Annotated in this window: 16 protein-coding genes; 9 read left to right on the plus strand and 7 right to left on the minus strand. The window is 73.3% G+C overall.

What is annotated here, in order from left to right:
* The first annotated feature begins 65 nt into the window (after positions 1–65).
* Together OJ997_RS15040 and OJ997_RS15045 are read left to right on the plus strand one after the other, a co-directional pair.
* Entirely contained in the window at positions 66–593 is a 528-nt protein-coding gene (locus tag OJ997_RS15040; RefSeq protein WP_270025974.1) for a hypothetical protein, read from the plus strand.
* Positions 594–665: 72 nt separating this feature from the next.
* On the plus strand, positions 666–3,776 hold the full coding sequence (locus OJ997_RS15045) for a choice-of-anchor M domain-containing protein (RefSeq protein ID WP_270025975.1): 3,111 nt from the start codon (positions 666–668) through the stop codon (positions 3,774–3,776).
* Positions 3,777–3,787: 11 nt separating this feature from the next.
* On the opposite strand, the gene OJ997_RS15050 is transcribed toward OJ997_RS15045, so the two are convergent.
* Positions 3,788–4,732 (minus strand): hypothetical protein, encoded by a 945-nt coding sequence (locus tag OJ997_RS15050; protein ID WP_270025976.1) that lies wholly within the window; start codon positions 4,730–4,732, stop codon positions 3,788–3,790.
* Between the two features lie 46 nt (positions 4,733–4,778).
* Between OJ997_RS15050 and OJ997_RS15055 the strand changes: the two genes are divergently transcribed.
* Positions 4,779–5,234, plus strand: a complete 456-nt coding sequence (locus OJ997_RS15055; protein ID WP_270025977.1) for a hypothetical protein — start codon at positions 4,779–4,781, stop codon at positions 5,232–5,234.
* Here OJ997_RS15055 and OJ997_RS15060 read toward each other — a convergent pair.
* Genes OJ997_RS15060 through OJ997_RS15075 form a run of 4 tightly spaced genes read right to left on the minus strand, consistent with a single transcriptional unit; the run spans position 5,223 to position 7,509 of the window.
* The gene (locus OJ997_RS15060) at positions 5,223–5,846 is read right to left on the minus strand and encodes an HAD family hydrolase (protein ID WP_270025978.1); all 624 of its coding nucleotides are present in this window, start codon (positions 5,844–5,846) and stop codon (positions 5,223–5,225) included. The genes OJ997_RS15055 and OJ997_RS15060 overlap by 12 nt on opposite strands.
* Positions 5,843–6,682, minus strand: a complete 840-nt coding sequence (locus tag OJ997_RS15065) for a DUF7064 domain-containing protein (protein WP_270025979.1) — start codon at positions 6,680–6,682, stop codon at positions 5,843–5,845. The genes OJ997_RS15060 and OJ997_RS15065 overlap by 4 nt, the downstream gene beginning before the upstream one ends.
* Positions 6,679–7,158: an FxsA family protein gene (locus OJ997_RS15070; RefSeq protein WP_270025980.1), complete on the minus strand. Its 480-nt coding sequence runs from the start codon at positions 7,156–7,158 to the stop codon at positions 6,679–6,681. The genes OJ997_RS15065 and OJ997_RS15070 overlap by 4 nt, the downstream gene beginning before the upstream one ends.
* A gap of 27 nt (positions 7,159–7,185) precedes the next feature.
* Positions 7,186–7,509, minus strand: a complete 324-nt coding sequence (locus OJ997_RS15075; protein ID WP_270025981.1) for an STAS domain-containing protein — start codon at positions 7,507–7,509, stop codon at positions 7,186–7,188.
* Between the two features lie 70 nt (positions 7,510–7,579).
* On the opposite strand from OJ997_RS15075, the gene OJ997_RS15080 reads away from it, so the two are divergent.
* On the plus strand, positions 7,580–7,876 hold the full coding sequence (locus OJ997_RS15080) for a metal-sulfur cluster assembly factor (RefSeq protein ID WP_270025982.1): 297 nt from the start codon (positions 7,580–7,582) through the stop codon (positions 7,874–7,876).
* A gap of 3 nt (positions 7,877–7,879) precedes the next feature.
* Here the strand turns inward: OJ997_RS15080 and OJ997_RS15085 are convergent, their stop codons facing one another.
* Both OJ997_RS15085 and OJ997_RS15090 read right to left on the minus strand, forming a co-directional pair.
* Positions 7,880–8,539: a response regulator gene (locus OJ997_RS15085; protein ID WP_270025983.1), complete on the minus strand. Its 660-nt coding sequence runs from the start codon at positions 8,537–8,539 to the stop codon at positions 7,880–7,882.
* On the minus strand, positions 8,536–9,597 hold the full coding sequence (locus tag OJ997_RS15090; RefSeq protein WP_270025984.1) for a sensor histidine kinase: 1,062 nt from the start codon (positions 9,595–9,597) through the stop codon (positions 8,536–8,538). The genes OJ997_RS15085 and OJ997_RS15090 overlap by 4 nt, the downstream gene beginning before the upstream one ends.
* Before the next feature lie 151 nt (positions 9,598–9,748).
* Between OJ997_RS15090 and OJ997_RS15095 the strand changes: the two genes are divergently transcribed.
* The 5 genes from OJ997_RS15095 to OJ997_RS15115 are packed head-to-tail and all read left to right on the plus strand — an operon-like array spanning position 9,749 to position 16,779.
* A complete protein-coding gene (locus OJ997_RS15095) occupies positions 9,749–11,884 on the plus strand; it encodes an MMPL family transporter (protein ID WP_270025985.1) in 2,136 nt (711 codons plus the stop codon).
* Positions 11,881–12,606 carry an ABC transporter ATP-binding protein gene (locus OJ997_RS15100; RefSeq protein ID WP_270025986.1) on the plus strand — a complete coding sequence of 242 codons (726 nt, stop codon included), beginning with the start codon at positions 11,881–11,883 and terminating at the stop codon, positions 12,604–12,606. The genes OJ997_RS15095 and OJ997_RS15100 overlap by 4 nt, the downstream gene beginning before the upstream one ends.
* A 3-nt stretch (positions 12,607–12,609) precedes the next feature.
* Positions 12,610–15,021, plus strand: a complete 2,412-nt coding sequence (locus OJ997_RS15105) for an ABC transporter permease (protein WP_270025987.1) — start codon at positions 12,610–12,612, stop codon at positions 15,019–15,021.
* Positions 15,022–15,058: 37 nt separating this feature from the next.
* On the plus strand, positions 15,059–15,574 hold the full coding sequence (locus tag OJ997_RS15110) for an RNA polymerase sigma factor (protein ID WP_270025988.1): 516 nt from the start codon (positions 15,059–15,061) through the stop codon (positions 15,572–15,574).
* Positions 15,571–16,779, plus strand: coding sequence for a hypothetical protein (locus OJ997_RS15115; RefSeq protein WP_270025989.1), 1,209 nt, complete (start codon positions 15,571–15,573; stop codon positions 16,777–16,779). The genes OJ997_RS15110 and OJ997_RS15115 overlap by 4 nt, the downstream gene beginning before the upstream one ends.
* Positions 16,780–16,817: the final 38 nt, after the last annotated feature.

The raw sequence follows: 16,817 nt of genomic DNA on the forward strand, positions 1-16,817 counted from the left end.
ATAGCTTGACTTAATCGAGATTGGGTCTCATATTCTCGGGCGTCAAGCAAGCGAGAGGAGCAACGATGGGAAGCTTCAACCGGTTCGCCGTGGTGCTGTGCGCGACCGCGGTGTTGGGCGGAGTGGGTGCCGGCACGGCGTACGCCGACGAGTACGACCACGTCGACCTCGTGCTCGAGGCCTTCTGCGACGGCAACGGCGACGTGAGCGAAGGCGAGTTCCTGCTCGAGGAGCACGGCGTCGGCCCGCTGGCCGACCAGGACCAGGTGTTCACGTTCGACGGCGTCGACGACACCGACCTCGGCTTCGAGGTCGAGTGGGACGACGGGTGCGATCAGGTGCCGGTGGACGTGACGTTGACGGGCGCGTCCGGGTCGGGCGGAAGCTTCTCGGCGGGAAGCGTGTTCAGCGCGACCGCTCCGAGCACGCTCGGGGCGACCGGGCCGCTCACGCTGTCCGCCGCCAACGGCTACCACCTCGATCCGGGAGCGTGGACCGTCAGCGGCGGTCAGACGTTCGATCTGAGCTTCACGTTCAGCGCGACCGGCGGCGTTCCCGTGGTCTCCACGCTGCCGCTGCACGTCGCCGGCTGATCCAACCCCCTTCGGCTGGGGCCGGCGCATCCGGCCCCAGCCGTCGCACTCCTCGCAACGGAAAGGACTCCCATGGGCTTTCGCAACTCGTGCGTCGCTGCAGCGGTAGGGCCACTCGTCGGCCTCCTGCTCGGGCCACCGGCGTTCGCCGCGCCGCCACCCGTGGTCGCCGACAGCGGCCAGTACCAGATCACGCCGCGCCTGACGGCGACGGGCATCGACCTCGGCCTCTGGCGCAACCCGGGGACGACCACCGTGCCCGGCGCGGACGGCGGCCCGGTGCTCGACCTGGCCGACGTGACGGTCAACCTCAAGGCCGAACGGGTGCACGTGCTCCCGGCCGATGCGGGCTGGCGGGTCTTCGGCCCACGCGGAGCGGACGCCTACGAGACCGGCCTGCCGCCGGACGCCGCGGACGTGGCCCTGGGCTTCAACTCCAACCTGATCCCGCGCGCGCAGCTGTCCACGGCGACCGCGACCCGCAACATCACGTACAAGATCGTCGAGGCGCGCGTCCCAGGACGGGCGATGATCGCGCCGCGCGCGGGCACGCTGGTCGGCGCGACCACGACGCCGCCGTCACCGTCGACGAGCTCGTTCGACCCGACCCTGCCCGGCGTCAACCAACGCGGCGAGGTCGCGGGATATCAGCCGTTCCAGTTCAACAACGTCGGTGTCTACTGCCTCGGCCTGCAGGCCGGCGCGTACCTCGCCAACCAGACGCCGGTGACGAGCGCCGTCGAGACGTTGCGGATCGTCGTCGGCGACTGGGAGGACTGGGGCGACAAGGAATGCGGCGCGGGACCCGAGCTGCCCTCCGGCTACTACGAGCCGGACGCCGTCAACCAGTGGGACCCGGCGACCAACAAGTTGCTGCCGGTCAGCCACGTCGATCTGGCGCCGTACCTGAACGACTCGGGGCAGCTCGAGGCCGGCCTGCACGAGTCCGCGCAGGGGTGGGATCGCTGGTGGAGCCCGGCGAACACCGTGGTGTTCGTGCCCGAGGCCGCCGCGGTGACGATCCCGGAGCCGACCGCGACCGCCGACTTCGGCTTCCTCGGCGCGCCGGGCGACCGGGTCTGGCGGATCCCGGCGTCGGCCTCCGCGGGGCCGGGCGGGACGCCGGCCCTCGGGTACTCCGGTGAGGAGTTCGAAGCGACGGACTTCGCCGGCCGTCCCCAGTGGCGGCTGGACGCGGTCACCGGCCTCGACGGCGGGCCCGCGCCGGGCGCGTTCTTCCTCGGCACGAACGAGACCGAGGTGCTCACGGGCGGTGCACCGCACTTCTCCACGCGCCAGGGCCTGCCGCAGTCGCGCGGCTTCCGGTCCGGCTCACACGTGCACGCCAACTGGGACTTCACCGCCCCGGGCACCTACTGCCTGTCGATGACCTTCAGCGGCTGGCCCGCCGGCAAGACGTACCGGACGAGCACGGAGCGCGTGCTGACCGTCGTCGTCGGCGGCACCACCCACGACCCGGCGGGCACGAGGACGTGCGAGCAGGCGCAGCACGACGGCAACGCCGACTTCCCGGCCGGGACGCCCGCGGCGACGCCGGTCGCGGCGACGCCGGGACGCACGGTGCTCGCGCCGCCCGCCGGCCGGCAGGGCTTCGCCACCTTCCGGGTGTCCGGGCCCGAGGTCGAGCTCGTCCACGGCTCCCAGACCGGCGGCGGCGTCACGTACGACCCCGACGACGTCGTCCTCAGCGTCGACGGCGCCCATGCCGTGTCGGAGCCGGGCCTCGAGGCGGTGTGGGGAGCGGGCCGGCGCCAGTCGCTGGTCGCGGGCGTGGGCACGTTCAAGCTCGGGCTGTCGGCGCTCGACGGGCCGCTCACCTGGTCCCTCGGCGCCGTGCGCGGTCCGGGCAAGGTCGATTTCGTGAGCCCCGACGCGCCGCTGCGCCTGAGCACGGTCCCCGAGCTGGCCTCCGCCTCCGGCGTGGTGCGGCCGGACACGACCGTGGCCGGCGACTGGCGCTTCGAGGTGCCCGGCGTGTACTGCCTGCCGATGACCTGGACCGCCGCCGACGGCACGACCGCGGTGACCAAGACGCTCGCCGTCGCCGTCGGCGTGTCCGCGGACGGCGTCCAGCCCGGCGTGGGGTGCGTCGGCTCCACGGGTGGCGGCGGCGGACCGGACCCAGATCCGGGACCGGATCCCGGCACCGGGTCGGGGCGCACCGTGCTCGCGCGCGGGCACGTCGACATCAGCTCGACGCTCGACGCGGACCGGCTGGTGCAGACGATCGACGACGGTGGCGTCGACCGCGAGATCGACAGCGTGACGCTGCACGTCCGGCCGGCCGCCGAGCGCCGGACCCCGGCCGATCCCGCGTACGCCTTCCTAGGAGTGCCCGGCGCACCGGTCTGGCTGCTGCCCCAAAGCCAGGACGAGGGCCTGCTGTGGCCCGGCTGGACGCTCCGCCCGGGGACCCGCGCGCTGAGCAGCGAGAACGCGGTGCGCTGGGAGCTCGGCGCAGTCCGCGGCCCGGGCCGCTTCGTGCTCTACCAGAACGACGGGTTCGGCCTGCCGCAACCGCGGCTGGGGCAGGGGAGCGCGTTCACGTTCAGCGGCCATGGGCACGGGACGTGGGCGTTCACCGCCGACGGGGCGTACTGCCTGCCGATCACCGCGACCGAAGTGGTCACCGGGCACGTCGCCACGTTCACGCTCCTCGTCGCCGTCGGCCAGGTCGACGCGGGCGCCGTGACCCCGGCCGACTGCGGCAAGTCCGCGCGTGAGCTCGGGGCGCGGACGCCCGAGCCCGAGCCGACCGCGACGCCGACGCCGACGCCCGAGTCCGCGCCGAGCCCGGTGCCCGCGCCGCGACCCGCCGTCGTCACGCGGGCGAAGGCGCCGTCGGTCAGCGTGCGCACGAAGCCGCAGCGCCTCGACCGCAAGCGCGTCGCCCGCTTGGCCACGCTCGTGTGCCCGGCCGGCCGGTCCTGTCGGGTCAGCACCCCCAGCCGCGTGCGCGTGACGATCGCGTCCAAGCGCTTCGACGTCCAGGTGCTCGCGCCCCGCAGCCTCCGGGCGGGCACGCGGGGGAGCCTGCGCGTCCGGGTCCCGGCCGCGGCCGCTCGCCGTCTGGCCGGGCGTCAGGTCAGGGTGCGCGTCCCGGTCAAGCTGAGCGGCAGCCGATCGGTCACACGCACGGTCGCGGTGACGATCCGCGGCTGACCCTCACCCGGTCACGGGTCCGGATAGGGCTGGAGCGGCACGCCGTTCGTCTCCAGCCCACGTCCGCCGAGCTCGAAGGCCCCGCCGGACGTCGTCGCCAGCTCCGCCGAGGAGCGGCCGGGCCGTCGCACGCCCAGCCGCACGCTCGCCAGCCCCGAGTGGAGCACGGTCCGCGCGTCGCCCTCGCGCGTGCCCGCGTACGTGAAGCCCACCGTCTGATCGAGGTCCGCGTGCGCCGCGACGCGGATCTCGATTCCCTTGCCGGGGACGATCGCCTCCAGCCGCCCGGGCGCCGCCACGACGCGGACGCCGGGGATGTGGCCCAGCCCGCCGAGCCGGAACCGCCGCCCGCCCACGAACACGGCGCCGCTGGCGATCCACGGCGTCAGCGCGCCACCCACGCGCACCCGCGCGAGTGCGAGCTCCAGCCACGCCTCCGGCGCGTCCGGGAACCCCGACGCGTGCAGCCACACCCACCGCTCCGCGTGCTCGCGCCCCCAGTTGTGCCCGACGGTCGCGCGCCAGCCGACGACGTCGACGACCACGCCGTCGACCACGACCCGCCCGCTCACGACCCCGTCTGGGACGGGCGCGACGAGCTTCGTGCGCGGGAGCGGAAGCCGGTACAGCAGGCCGGGGTGCAGGTGCCGGAGCTCGCCCACGCCGCCGCCGGCCACCGTGAGCTCCCACTCGGCCATCCGGCCGTGGGCGCGGGCGCCGCCATGGAACCGCGTGGCGCCGCAGGCCGCGCCGTCGTCTAGGTGCACGCCGGACTCCTTGACCGCCGCGGGGCCGCCGCCCCCGGCCGGGTCGAAGATCGTGCACCATCGGGCCGCGGACTCGATCTCCGAGCCGGCGAACCGGTGGCGCGTGTGGCGGATCCAGAGCGCTCGGGGCGGCCGGCCCGGCTCGGCGTCGCGGGCACTGAGGAACCACGACTCGTATCGGCCGCGCACGCATCCCATTGTGCCGTCCGACCCACCTCGTACCGTTCGCGAAGCAATGCCCCTCTGCTTCATTGAGCCACAGGACGCGATCCGGGTGATCGCGGAGTCGGTCGGCCGCGAGGCCCGCCGACAGCTACTCGGCGAGCTCGTCCGTGCCTGGGTGGACGAGATCCCCGAGGGCGAGCTGGCCTCGCACTACGCGAAGGCCGTCGCCGATCTGGACGAGAACGACCTCTCGATGCTCGCCGCCTGGCACGCCTCGATGGAGGTCGGCACGCCGCTCGCCAACCGGGACTTTCTCGTCGGTGCGTTCAAGAACCTCGGCGACAACCGTCGCGAGGCGCTGAAGATCGCCGCGGGCCTCCGGGGCGAGGACGCGTTCAACGCCGGCGTCGCGGAGGAGCAGGCGCTGGAGAGCGTGCTGCCGTGGCTGAGCAATGAGCGCGCCACGGAGCTCCTGGCCGAGTGCCTGGAGCTCTACATGTGGGACCGCCTCGGCTCAGAGAACTAGCTGGTCCAGCTCCGCGACGGCCTGGTCGGTCGTGCGGAAGTGGACGCCGTGCAGGCCGAGCTCGTTCGCGGCCGTGACGTTGACCTCGAGATCGTCGACGAAGGCGCAGTCGCCCGCCGACAGCCCCAGCCGGGTCAGCGTCCGCTCGTAGATCTCCGGCTCCGGCTTGCGCACGCCCTCGAAGCCCGAGTCCACGATCAGCTCGAACATGCCGTCGGGCAGCAGCGGCATCCAGCGCGGCTGCCACTCACGGACGTTGTTGGTGAGGATCGCGAGCCGCACGCCGCGCGCCTTCAGGCCCGCGTAGTACTCGAGCAGCGGCTCGTTGGCCCGCAGCTCGCGCATGAGCCGCTCGCCGTAGTTGTCGAGCACGACCTCGCGCCCGACAACCTCGCTGATCGACGCCTGCATGACGGCCATGAACTCGGGGTCGGTCATCTGCCCGCGTTCGAGCTTGAACAGCGGCGGCTCGTCCGAGCGCGAGGCCGCGAGCTGCATCGCCTCGCCGAGCGCGCTCAGCGGCACGCCGAGCTCCTCGTGCGCGCGAGCGAACGCCTCGTTGAGCGGCAGCGTGATCACGCCGCCGAAGTCGCTGATGACCGCTTTGATCACGCGGTGCGGCGGATGAGGTCGTAGCGGCCGATGCCCGTGCGGCCTTCGATGTGCCAGCGGAAGAACGCGACGTCCATCCGCAGCGCGCCGAGCTCGAGCGTCGAGCCGGTCAGCACCTCGCCCATGCCGCGGTACGGGTACTCCGCGTCCTTGTCCAGGTACAGCTCGAGCCCGGCGCGGATTTGACGCGCGTCCTCGTCGGTGGTCGTGGAGAGCCGCACCTCGTCGACCTCGTGCGACTCCTCGGCCGAGAACGACGCGCCCCAGGCGGCCTCGTCGGCGTGGTGCGCGGCCTTGGTCGAGCGCACGAGGCCGAGCGCGACGCCCGTCCCGTCGTCGAACCACGCGCCGACCGCGCGCGTGAGCACGATCTTGTCCCAGTCCGGGTTGCCCCAGGCACGTCCGCGCTGGCCGAGCCCGTCGACGCTCCGGCCTTCCATCGTGCCGGTCACGCGGCAGAGCTGCTCGTAGCCCTCCATCCCGCCGGCCTTCACGAGCGCCTGGCGCCCGCTGTAGCCGACGGGGGCGGTGAGCGCCTCGAACGTCAGCTCGAAGTCCAGCTCGCCGGCGCCGCGCAGCGTCCAGCGCGCGAGCGGCTCGTCGGTCACGGCCTGAAGGTCTTCGGCGGGGGAGGTGACGATCGCGCCGAGCGTCTCGCGCCCGAGGAAGCCGACGGCGAGCGCGCTGCTGGAGACCTCACCGTCGCCGCCCATGCCGGTCGCGACGCGCGCGAGCCCGTACAGGCCCGCGTCCACGTCCGCCCACGAGAACGTCACCGCGTCCGTGTCCCCGGGCTTGCGCAGCTCCCGGGGTGCTTCCAGGTCCACCTTGCTCATCGCGGCGGCGGGGGCGGGTCGATGTCCACGGCGCTGCCCTCGATGTCCCGCGGGTGGCCGTTCCCGGCGTAGGGATCGCTGCGCGGCGGGCGCGCCGTGCCCGGCATCGCGCCGACCAGCCGCAGCGCGCCGCGCCGGACGAGCAGCCGTCGCAGCACCACACGCGTGGGTGGGAACAGGAACAGCAGGCCGAAGATGTCCGTGATGAACCCGGGCGTGAGCAGCAGCACGCCGCCGAAGATCACCAGGACGCCGTCGACGACCTCCTTGTGCGGCAGCCGCCCGGACGCGAGCGCCTCGTTGAAGCGCCGCCACGCCAGCCGGCCCTGCGAGCGCAGCAGGTAGGAGCCGAGCATCGCGTCCGCGATCAGGATCAGCACCGTCCACCACACGCCGATGGCCTGACCCACCTGGATCAGCAGCGCCAGCTCGGCGATCGGGACGATGATGAAGAGAAGTACGAGCAGCAGGGGCATTGGTTCTTCGCCCCGACTTTACGACCCTCAGGTCAAGGCGGGCTTAGCGCCGTCGTTCACGCGTACCGCGGGGAGCCGATGGAGGCCGACCGTCTCGATCAGCATCCGGATGTTCGGCTGCGGATGCGCGAGCCAGAGCGTCACGCCGTTCGCCCGCAGCCGCTGCGCGAGGCACGCCAGGTCGATCATCAGCGACGGGTCCGCGAACGTCAGATCGCTCAGATCCACGATCACATCACGCGTCGCGTTCAGGGCCGCGGAGAAAGGCCGGCGGCGTCGGCCGCTGGTCGTTCGGTCCTCATCCCCCTCGATGCGGAGGATGGCGAGCTCTGCGTCGAAGGAGACGATCACGCGACCCTACAACGAACCGCCCGGTTCGTACAGAGTCACACACGCGGAGTTGCCTACACTCCTACTCGAGATGATTCAAGAAGACGACGTTTTCGAAGCCCTCTCGAACGTGATCGACCCGGAGCTCGGCCTCGACTTCGTCGAGCTCGGCCTCGTCTACGGTGTCGAGATCGACGGCAGCAAGGTCGGCATCACCTTCACGCTGACGACCCCGGCCTGCCCGATCGGCCCCCAGGTCTCCGAGCAGATGCAGGAGTTCGTCGGCGAGCTCCCGGGCGTGACCGAGGTCACCCCGAACATGGTCTTCACCCCCGCGTGGACCCCGGACAAGATGTCCGAGGACGCGAAGTTCGCGCTCGGCTACTGAGGACTAGCGCCGGGACGTGCCGGGCGCGATGAGCCCGGTCTCGTAGGCGAAGATCACGGCCTGCACGCGGCTCGTCAGGCCGAGCTTGGCGAGCATGCGGCCGACGTGGCTCTTGACCGTGCTCTCCTCGAGATAGAGGTGGGCGGCGATATCGGCGTTGCTGCGGCCCGCCGCGATCCCGAGCAGGACGTCGCGTTCGCGCGGGGTGAGGTCCGCGAGCGCCGGGTCGCCGGCGCGGGCAGGGGCCGCCGAGACGAACTGGGCGAGCAGGCGGCGGGTGACCTCGGGCGAGATCAGGGCGTCGCCGCTCGCGACGACGCGGACCGCTTCGATGATGCGCTCGGGCGGCGAGTCCTTGACGAGGAAGCCGACGGCGCCGGCCTGCAGGGCCTCGACGACGTACTCGTCGAGGTCGAAGGTGGTGATGACGATGACCTTGACGTTGCTGTCGCGGAGGCGGCGCGTGGCCTCGAGGCCGTCCATCCGGGGCATCCGGATGTCGATGAGCAGGACGTCCGGGGTGCGTCGCTCGACCTGGCCGAGCGCGTCGAGCCCGTCGGTGGCCTCGCCCACGACCTCGATGTCCTCGGCTCTCCCGAGGATCATCCGCAGCCCTTGGCGGGCGATCGCCTGGTCGTCGGCGATGACGACGCGGATGCTCACGGCGTCACCGCTGCTCGGTCCCTCGCCGGCCGGGACTCGGGCTGGAGGGGCAGGCTCGCGCGCACCGACCAGCCGCCGGCGCTCGGCCCGGCGGTGAGGGAGCCGCCGACGATCGCGACGCGTTCGCGCATGCCGCCGATGCCGCCGCCGGGCCGGGCGTCGGCGCCGCCGACGCCGTCGTCGTCCACGGCGATCGTCAAGGCCCGCTCGCCGTATACGACGTGGACGCGCACGACGGTGGCGCTCGAATGGCGGACGACGTTCGTCAACGACTCCTGCAGGACGCGGTAGGCGCAGACCTCGATCTCGTCCGAGAGCGGGCGACCGGCGCCGTCGACGTGCAGGTCGACGGCGAGCCCGGCGTCGCGCGCGGGCTGGAGCAGCTGGTCGACGTGCTCGAGCCGCGGCGTGGGCGTGACGGTCGCCGGGCCTGAATCACGCAGGACGCCGAGGGCGCGGCGGGTCTGGCCGAGCGCCTCGGAGGTCAGGCGGTGGATGCTCGCCAGGGCGTCGCGCACCTCCGGGTCCGACACCGCGCCGCGCGCGCCGCTCGCGCCGGCGGCCTGCAGCGAGATCGCGCTCAGGTGGTGCCCGGTGATGTCGTGCACGTCGCGGGCGATCCGCAGCCGCTCCTCGGCCACGGCACGCTCGACGTCGCGGTCGCGCAGCTCGGCGATCCGCCGCGCGTGCTCGCGGGCCTCGCGGGTGCGCTCACGCTCGCGACGGATCGAGCCGCCGATCAGCACCGGGGTCGCGCCGATCGCGAAGCCGAGGACGATGCGCATGATCACCGGAGTGACAGGATCCGTGCCGGCGATCGCGATCGCGGTGGCCATCGTCGCGCCGGCGTAGGCGGTCAGCGGGAGCGTGACCCGGGGCGCGCTGTGAATCGCGGCCAGCGCGCAGAGCAGGAGGGCGAACACGGCCGGCACGACGGCGGGGTAGCCGAGCGCCATCCCGGTCGCGGCGAGGGCCAGCGCGACGACGGCGATCAGGAGCGTGTGCGACCGCCAGAACGCGACCGGCGCGGTCCAGAGGTTGTCGGCGCGTCGCGGCACAGCGCCAGCGTAGCCCTGGGGGGTTCCTACTAAAGGCGGAACTCGCTGCCCCATTTGGGCGAAGGCGGAAGGGGGCCAACGGCGGTCGTCGCGGCGCTTCGGGACCCCGATGGTGGTGAGTGCAACCCCTCCCCAAGCGAAGGATCTCCCGATGGCAACCGCCCTCTACACCCTCGGCCGCACCGCCTTTCGCCGGCGCAAGCTCGTGCTGGCCACGTGGCTCGTCCTGCTCGGCGGCATGTTCGCCGCGGCGGCGACGTTGAGCGGCTCGACGACCGACGCCGCGACGATGCCGGGCACCGAGTCCCAACGCGCGGCCGACCTGCTCGCGGAGCGGCTCCCGGAGGCCAACGGCGCGTCAGGGCGGATCGTCTTCGCCGCGCCTGCAGGCGAGCGGCTGACCGGTGCGCGCGCGAGCGCCGTCGCCGCCGCCGGCGCGGCCGCCGCCAAGGCACCCGGCGTGCTGGACGTGAGCGACGCGCTGACGTCCGAGGACGGGCGCATCGCGCTCGTCCAGGTGAGCTGGGGGGACGAGGCGAGCGAGCTGCCCGAAGGCTCGGTCGCGGCCGTGCGAACCGCCGCGGAGACGGCGCGCGAAGCGGGCGTCCAGGTCGAGTTCGGCGGCGATGCGGTCGACTCCGAGCCGTCCGTCGGCGGCCTCGGCGAGCTCGTCGGCCTCGCCGTCGCGGGGCTCGTGCTCCTGATCACGTTCGGGTCGCTCGTCGCGGCCGGGCTGCCGCTGCTGACGGCCTTGATCGGCGTCGTGATCGGGATCATGGGGATCACGGCGCTCACCGGCTTCGTCGACATGGACTCGTCCGTGCCGACCGTCGCGCTGATGCTCGGGCTGGCTGTCGGCATCGACTACGCGCTGTTCATCATCTCGCGCCACCGCGCGCAGCTGTTCGAAGGGCTGGAGCCCGAGGAGTCCGCCGCCCGCGCCGTGGGCACCGCCGGCAGCGCGGTCGTGTTCGCCGGCGCGACCGTGGTGATCGCGCTCGCCTCGCTGTCCATCGTCGGGATCCCGTTCATGACCGCGATGGGCCTGGCCGCCGCGGGCACGGTCGCCGTCGCCGTCGCGATCTCGCTCACGCTGGTTCCCGCGCTGCTCGGGTTCGCGGGGGCGCGGCTGATGAAGGGCAAGAACTTCGAGACCGGACCGCGCGCGGCACGGCCCACGCTCGGCGCGCGCTGGGTCGCCCGCGTCACCCGCGCCCGTGGCGCGGCCGTGCTGTTCTCCGTGCTCGCACTGCTGGCGCTCGCCGCTCCGGTGTTGGACATGCGCCTCGGCCAGCCCGACGACTCGACCGCCGCGCCGCACGAGACCAACCGCAAGGCCTACGACCTGCTCGTCGATGGGTTCGGGCCGGGCTTCAACGGGCCGCTGATGCTCGTGGTCGACGCGCCCGAGGCGCGGGGCGCGGCCGACGCCGCCGCGCAGGAGCTCGGGCAGCTCGAAGGCGTCGCCGCCGTCGGCACGCCCGTGGTCAACGCGGCGGGCGACACCGCGATCGTCTCGCTCACGCCCCGCAGCGGCCCGTCCACGGAGGCCACGAAGGAGCTCGTCGAGCAGATCCGCAGCCGCACCGACGCGCTCGACCGCGAGCTCGGCGCGACCATCCTCGTGACGGGGCAGACCGCCGCCAACATCGACTTCGCCGACCGGCTGTCCGGCGCGCTGATCCCCTATCTGGCCCTGATCGTCGGTCTCGCGTTCTTGCTCCTGCTGATCGCGTTCCGGTCGATCCTGGTCCCGCTCACGGCGGTCGGCGGGTTCCTGCTGACGATCGGCGCGGCGTGCGGCACGCTCGTCGCGGTGTTCCAGCAGGGCACGCTCGCCGGCGTGTTCGGCGTCGAGCAGACCGCGCCGATCGTCTCGGTGCTGCCGATCTTCATCATCGGCATCCTGTTCGGGCTCGCGATGGACTACCAGGTGTTCCTGGTGTCCCGGATGCGTGAGGAGCACGTGCACGGCGCGGACCCGACACGCGCGATCACCGAGGGCTTCCGGCACGGCGCGCGCGTGGTCACCGGGGCGGCGCTGATCATGATCGGGGTCTTCGCGGGCTTCGTCACCGAGGACGCCGTGCTGATCAAGTCGATCGGCTTCACGCTCGCGTGCGGGATCCTGATCGACGCGTTCGTGGTGCGGATGACGTTGATCCCGGCGCTGATGGCGGTGCTCGGCGAACGCGCGTGGTGGCTGCCGGGCTGGCTCGAACGGCTGGTGCCGCGCGTGGACCTCGAGGGCGAGCAGCTCTCCAAGCGACTGGAGGCGAAGGCATGAGGCCCGCGATCGCCCTCACCACCGTGAGCCGGAGCTACGGCCGGGGCGACAGCGCGGTGCGGGCGCTCGGGAACGTCTCGCTCGAGTTCCCGGCGGGGAGCTTCACCGCGATCATGGGCCCGTCCGGCTCGGGGAAGACGACCCTGCTGCAGTGCGCCGCCGGCCTGGACCGGCCGGACTCGGGCAGCGTCCGCGTCGGCGAGCTGGAGCTGACGGAGCTGAGCGAGAAGCGGCTGGCGCAGCTGCGGCGGCGCGAGGTCGGGTTCGTGTTCCAGTCGTTCAACCTGCTGCCGTCGCTGACCGCGGCGCAGAACGTCGTGCTGCCGCTGCGGCTGGGCGGGCAGCGCCCGAAGCGCGGGACGGCGCGGGCGGCGCTGGACCGGGTCGGCCTGGGCAAGCGCGCGCGGCACCTGCCGGCGGAGCTGTCGGGCGGCCAGCAGCAGCGGGTCGCGATCGCGCGGGCGTTGGTGGCCGAGCCGCGCGTGATCTTCGCGGACGAGCCGACCGGCGCGCTGGACACGCGCTCAGCCCGCGAGGCGCTCGCGCTGCTGCGCTCGCTCGTGGACGAGGACGGCCGCACGATCGTGATGGTCACGCACGACCCGGTGGCGGCGGCGGTCGCAGACCGGGTCGTGTTCCTCGCGGACGGGCAGGTCGTCGACTCGATGACAGCGCCGCGGGCCGACGCGGTCGCGGCCCGCATGACCGCGCTGGGGGCTTGAGCGATGCTCGCGATCGGCCTGCGCACGTTGCGCACCCGTGCCGGGTCGTTCCTCGGCGCGTTCATCATGCTCGCGATCGTGGCGACGGTCGTCGCCTCCGCCGGCCAGCTGATGGCCAGCGCCCTGCGCGACCCGGGCCCCGGCCGCTTCGCCCGTGCCGACCTCGTGGTGCGCGCGCAGTCGGAGGTCACGCTCGGCCGCGGCGAGGCGCAGGAGATCATCTCGGTCCCCCGCTCGGCGCGGGTGTCGGACGCGACCGTGACGAAGCTCGCCGACCTCCCCGGGGTCGAGCGTGCCGTCGGCGACCTCTCCGTCCCGGTGTCGGTGTCCGGCCGTGACGCCCACGTCCACGGCTGGCCCGCCGCGGCGCTCACGCCTTACCGGCTGACCGAGGGCCGGGCACCGCGGATGGCCGACGAGGTCGTGCTCGACGCCGGCGTCGCGCACGGCGTGCACGTCGGCGAAGCCGTGCGGGTCGTCACGCCCGCGGGTGTGCGTACGCTGCGGATGACCGGGATCGTCGCGCGGCAGCCGCTCCAGTCCGCGCTGTTCATGACCGACCGCGCCGCGCGGGAGCTCTCCGGCGGCTACGACGCGGTCGCGTTGACGGTCGCCCCCGGGTTCGACGCGCAAGCGCTGCGCACGCGCCTCGGTCCCGGCATGGAGGTCCTCCCGCGCAGCGAGGCGTCGGCCGCCGACGCGGGCAACCCGCGTGCGCTCGCGCAGGAGGAGCTGTTCGCCGTCATCGGCGCCGGCGGCGGGATGACGATCTTCGTCGCGATCTTCGTGGTCGCCGGGACGATCACGTTCATCACCGACCGGCGGCGGCGCGAGATCGCGCTGCTCCGGGCCATGGGCGCCACGCCCGGCCAGGTGCGGCGGATGCTGCTGGTGGAGACGGCGCTGGTGGGCCTGCTCGCCGGCGCGGTGGGCTGTGGTGGCGCGCTGCTGCTCGCCGGGACCCTCGCCGACGCGCTGACGAACGTCGGCGTCGCCCCCGAGGGCTTCACGGTGCGGCCGCACTGGATTGCGCACGTGGTCGGTCTCGTCGCGGGGACGCTCGTGGCGCTGCTGGCGTCGCTCGTCGCCGTCCGACGCGGGTTGAAGGTGCGGCCGGGCGAGGCGCTCGTGGCCGCCGCGGTGCCGCAGCGCCGGCTCGGCCCGGTGCGCGCGGTGCTCGGCCTGCTGGCGCTCGGCGGCGGCGTGACGCTCGTGATCGCGCTCTCGCACGATGCCACCGCGTACGCGGTGCTGGCCGCGCTGTGCTTCGCGCTCGGCGTCGCGACCCTCTCGCCGCTGCTGCTCGGGCATCCGGCCGCGCTGCTCGGCCGCCTGATCGGCGCCGACGGCGCGAGCCGCTTCCTTGCCGGCGCCGGGCTTGCGACGGGGCGCTTCCGCGTCGGTGCCGTCGCCGGGCCGATTGCGCTGGTCGTCGCGCTCGCGGGGGCCCAGGTCATCTCGATCGCGACGGCGGGAGAGGCCGTCCGCGAGGTCAGCGCCGCTCGCGTGCAGGCCGACCACGTCCTGGTCGCGAGCAGCGGCGGCGGGCTCCCGCCCGAGATCGCCGACCGGCTGGGCGCCACCGGGATGGTCGCCACCGAGGTCTTCCTGCTGGACCGCGAGCTGTCCAACGGCAGCAGCGCGTGGCCGGCCGCCGGGCTTGATCCCGAGACCCTCGACGGGACGCTCGATCTCGATGTCCGAGCGGGCTCGCTGACCGACGTGCGCGGCGACGGGATCGCGGTCAGCACGCGGCTGGCCGAGGCCGGGGACGTCGAGCTCGGCGCGACGCTCAGCGCGCGGATGGCCGACGCCGGCCCGCGGAGGCTCCGCGTCGTCGCGATCTACGAGCGCGCGCTGGGGATGGGGGACATCGTGCTCCCGCGTGCGCTGGCGCTCGAGCACGCGACCGCACCGCTCGACTCGGCCGTGTTCGTCCGCGGTCACGCCGACGTCGAGTTCCCGACCGTCGAGCGCCTGACCCGCGCCGACTACTTCCGCGCGCTCGACAGCGAGCTCGAGGACGGAGCCCAGGTGCAGTGGGTCGTCGCCGCGCTGATGCTGCTGATGGCGGCCATGGCCGTGTTCAACAGCGGCGCGATGGCGGCGGCCGAGCGCCGCCCGGAGCTCGTGCTCGCCCGGCTCGCCGGCGCGACCCGCGGGCAGATCACCCGCGCGCAGACCATCGAGGCGCTCGCGACGACGGCGGTCGGCATCGTCGGTGGTGTCGCGATCGTCATGGCCTCGCTCGCGGGCATCGGCAACGACGCGCAGGCCGGCACGCTGGTCGTCCCGCTCGGCCAGACGGCATTCGTCCTCGCCCTGGGCGCGACGCTCGGCCTGCTCGGCACGCTGCTGCCCGCGGCCCTCCTCGGTCGCGCTCGGCTGACCGCGAACGCCGGGCTGCGCGAGTGACCGTCACAGATCCGCGCGTGCCTCGCAATATGGAGGCATGGGTCACGATCCACTGAGTGACGGCGCCGGGTTCTACCGGCGCCACGAACGCGCGGTGGTGGCGTTCGTGGGCTCGATGGTGCGGGACCCGGAGGTCACCGTGGACGTGGTGGCCGAGACGTTCGCGCGGGCGTACGAGTCGCGCGGGACGTACCGGTCCGAGCTCGGCGGTGAGCGGGCGTGGGTGCTCGGCATCGCGCGGCACGTCGTGCTCGCGGCGTGGAGGAAGGGCCGGGTCGAGAGCGAGATGCGCCAGCGGCTCGGGATGCGCACGTTGCATCCGAGCACGGCGACGCTGGCCTCGGTCGAGGAGGCCGTGCTCGAGTCGGAGGCCGCCGTCGTCGCGGCGTGGCTGTCCGACCTGCCGGAGGAGCAGCGGGAAGCGGTGCGGCGGCGGGTGCTGGCCGACGAGGACTACGACGCGATCGCGCGGGATCTCGAGTGCTCGCCGGCGGTGGTGCGCCAGCGGGTGAGCCGGGGGATCGCGACGCTGCGAAAGGGGCTCGAGTCATGACCTTGATCCCGGAACTGGAACGTGAGCTGGAGCGGGTGATGCCGGTGCGCCGTGCGCGCAAGACTTTCCACGTCGGTGTGGGGATCGGGGTCGCGCTGCTGTGCGGCGGAACGGCGGCGCTCGCCGCGACCGGCGTGCTGCAGGTGCCGATCGGATCGCCGGCGGACAAGGAGGTCGAGCTCGAGCCCAGCGTCGGGGTCGGGGCGCTCGAGCCCGGCGGGGTGCGGGTGCTGGCGGTGCAGGCCGAGGACCCGGACGGCGGGCCGCCGTGGGGGCTGCGGATGGCGCGGACCACGCGCAAGCTGGGCTGCGTGCAGGCCGCGCGGATGCAGGACGGGAAGCTCGGCGTGCTCGGGCGCGACGACGCGTTCGGCAACGACGGCAAGTTCCACCCGATCCCCGACAGCAACGTCGGGCACCTGGGTGCGTGCACGCAGCTGGACGCCAAGGGGCAGCTGGTCACGAGCGTGCGGGTCGGTGGCATCGCCGCCAGCGCGAGCGTGATGGGCGGCTGCCATCTGCCGCAGACCACGACCGGCGTGCCGAAGGACGAGCTGTGCGACCCGCGGAGCGCCCGCACGCTCTACTTCGGCGTGCTCGGCCCGCAGGCCAAGAGCATCGTCGCGTACGGCAAGGAGATCCCGACGACCGGCGAGGAAGGCGCCTACCTGATCGTCGACCGCATGGCCGACCGCGGGATCGGCGTCGGCAGCGGCATGGGCGCGTCTCCGTTCCCGACGAACTCGCCGATCAACGAGATCCGCTTCAAGGACGGCTCCTCGTGCGCGGTCACCGAGCGCGGGGCGGACGAGTCGTGCGTGAACCCCGGGTACGCCGCGCCGCCGGCACCCACGCTGACCGAAGCCGACGTGAAGTCCGCCATCCACGTGCGCAAGACGAAGGGCAAGAAGGGCGACCGCTGGAAGGTGCGGGTCAGCTTCCGCGCGCCGGTCGCGGTTCCGGACGCGAGCTCCGCGTACTCGATCGACCTGTCCGTGCCGCCGAACAAGCAGCGCCACACCGGGGTGAGCACCTCGACCTTCAAGAACATCAAGGCGGGCGAGACCGTCACGTTCACGTTCAACTCGCTCGGCGGCCACGGCCGCTACCACGGTGCGGTCAAGTACGGACGCGTGAACGGCATGTTCGGAATGCCGGGCCGTGACGGCCTCGAAGTCGGCAAGGTGTCCTTCCGGTTGCCGTAGCTCGGTCAGGAACTTTCCATCGGTCTGCGGGTTACACG

Origin of the sequence: Solirubrobacter phytolaccae, from assembly GCF_027587195.1 — a bacterium.
Lineage (GTDB): Bacteria > Actinomycetota > Thermoleophilia > Solirubrobacterales > Solirubrobacteraceae > Solirubrobacter > Solirubrobacter phytolaccae.

What these genes read in the sequence shown, in the direction of transcription:
- OJ997_RS15040 (WP_270025974.1), top strand. Translation starts at nt 66, where the DNA reads ATGGGAAGCTTCAACCGGTTCGCCGTGGTGCTGTGCGCGACCGCGGTG.
- OJ997_RS15045 (WP_270025975.1), top strand. Translation starts at nt 666, where the DNA reads ATGGGCTTTCGCAACTCGTGCGTCGCTGCAGCGGTAGGGCCACTCGTC.
- OJ997_RS15055 (WP_270025977.1), top strand. Translation starts at nt 4,779, where the DNA reads ATGCCCCTCTGCTTCATTGAGCCACAGGACGCGATCCGGGTGATCGCG.
- OJ997_RS15065 (WP_270025979.1), bottom strand. Translation starts at nt 6,682, where the DNA reads ATGAGCAAGGTGGACCTGGAAGCACCCCGGGAGCTGCGCAAGCCCGGG.
- OJ997_RS15070 (WP_270025980.1), bottom strand. Translation starts at nt 7,158, where the DNA reads ATGCCCCTGCTGCTCGTACTTCTCTTCATCATCGTCCCGATCGCCGAG.
- OJ997_RS15080 (WP_270025982.1), top strand. Translation starts at nt 7,580, where the DNA reads ATGATTCAAGAAGACGACGTTTTCGAAGCCCTCTCGAACGTGATCGAC.
- OJ997_RS15095 (WP_270025985.1), top strand. Translation starts at nt 9,749, where the DNA reads ATGGCAACCGCCCTCTACACCCTCGGCCGCACCGCCTTTCGCCGGCGC.
- OJ997_RS15100 (WP_270025986.1), top strand. Translation starts at nt 11,881, where the DNA reads ATGAGGCCCGCGATCGCCCTCACCACCGTGAGCCGGAGCTACGGCCGG.
- OJ997_RS15105 (WP_270025987.1), top strand. Translation starts at nt 12,610, where the DNA reads ATGCTCGCGATCGGCCTGCGCACGTTGCGCACCCGTGCCGGGTCGTTC.
- OJ997_RS15110 (WP_270025988.1), top strand. Translation starts at nt 15,059, where the DNA reads ATGGGTCACGATCCACTGAGTGACGGCGCCGGGTTCTACCGGCGCCAC.
- OJ997_RS15115 (WP_270025989.1), top strand. Translation starts at nt 15,571, where the DNA reads ATGACCTTGATCCCGGAACTGGAACGTGAGCTGGAGCGGGTGATGCCG.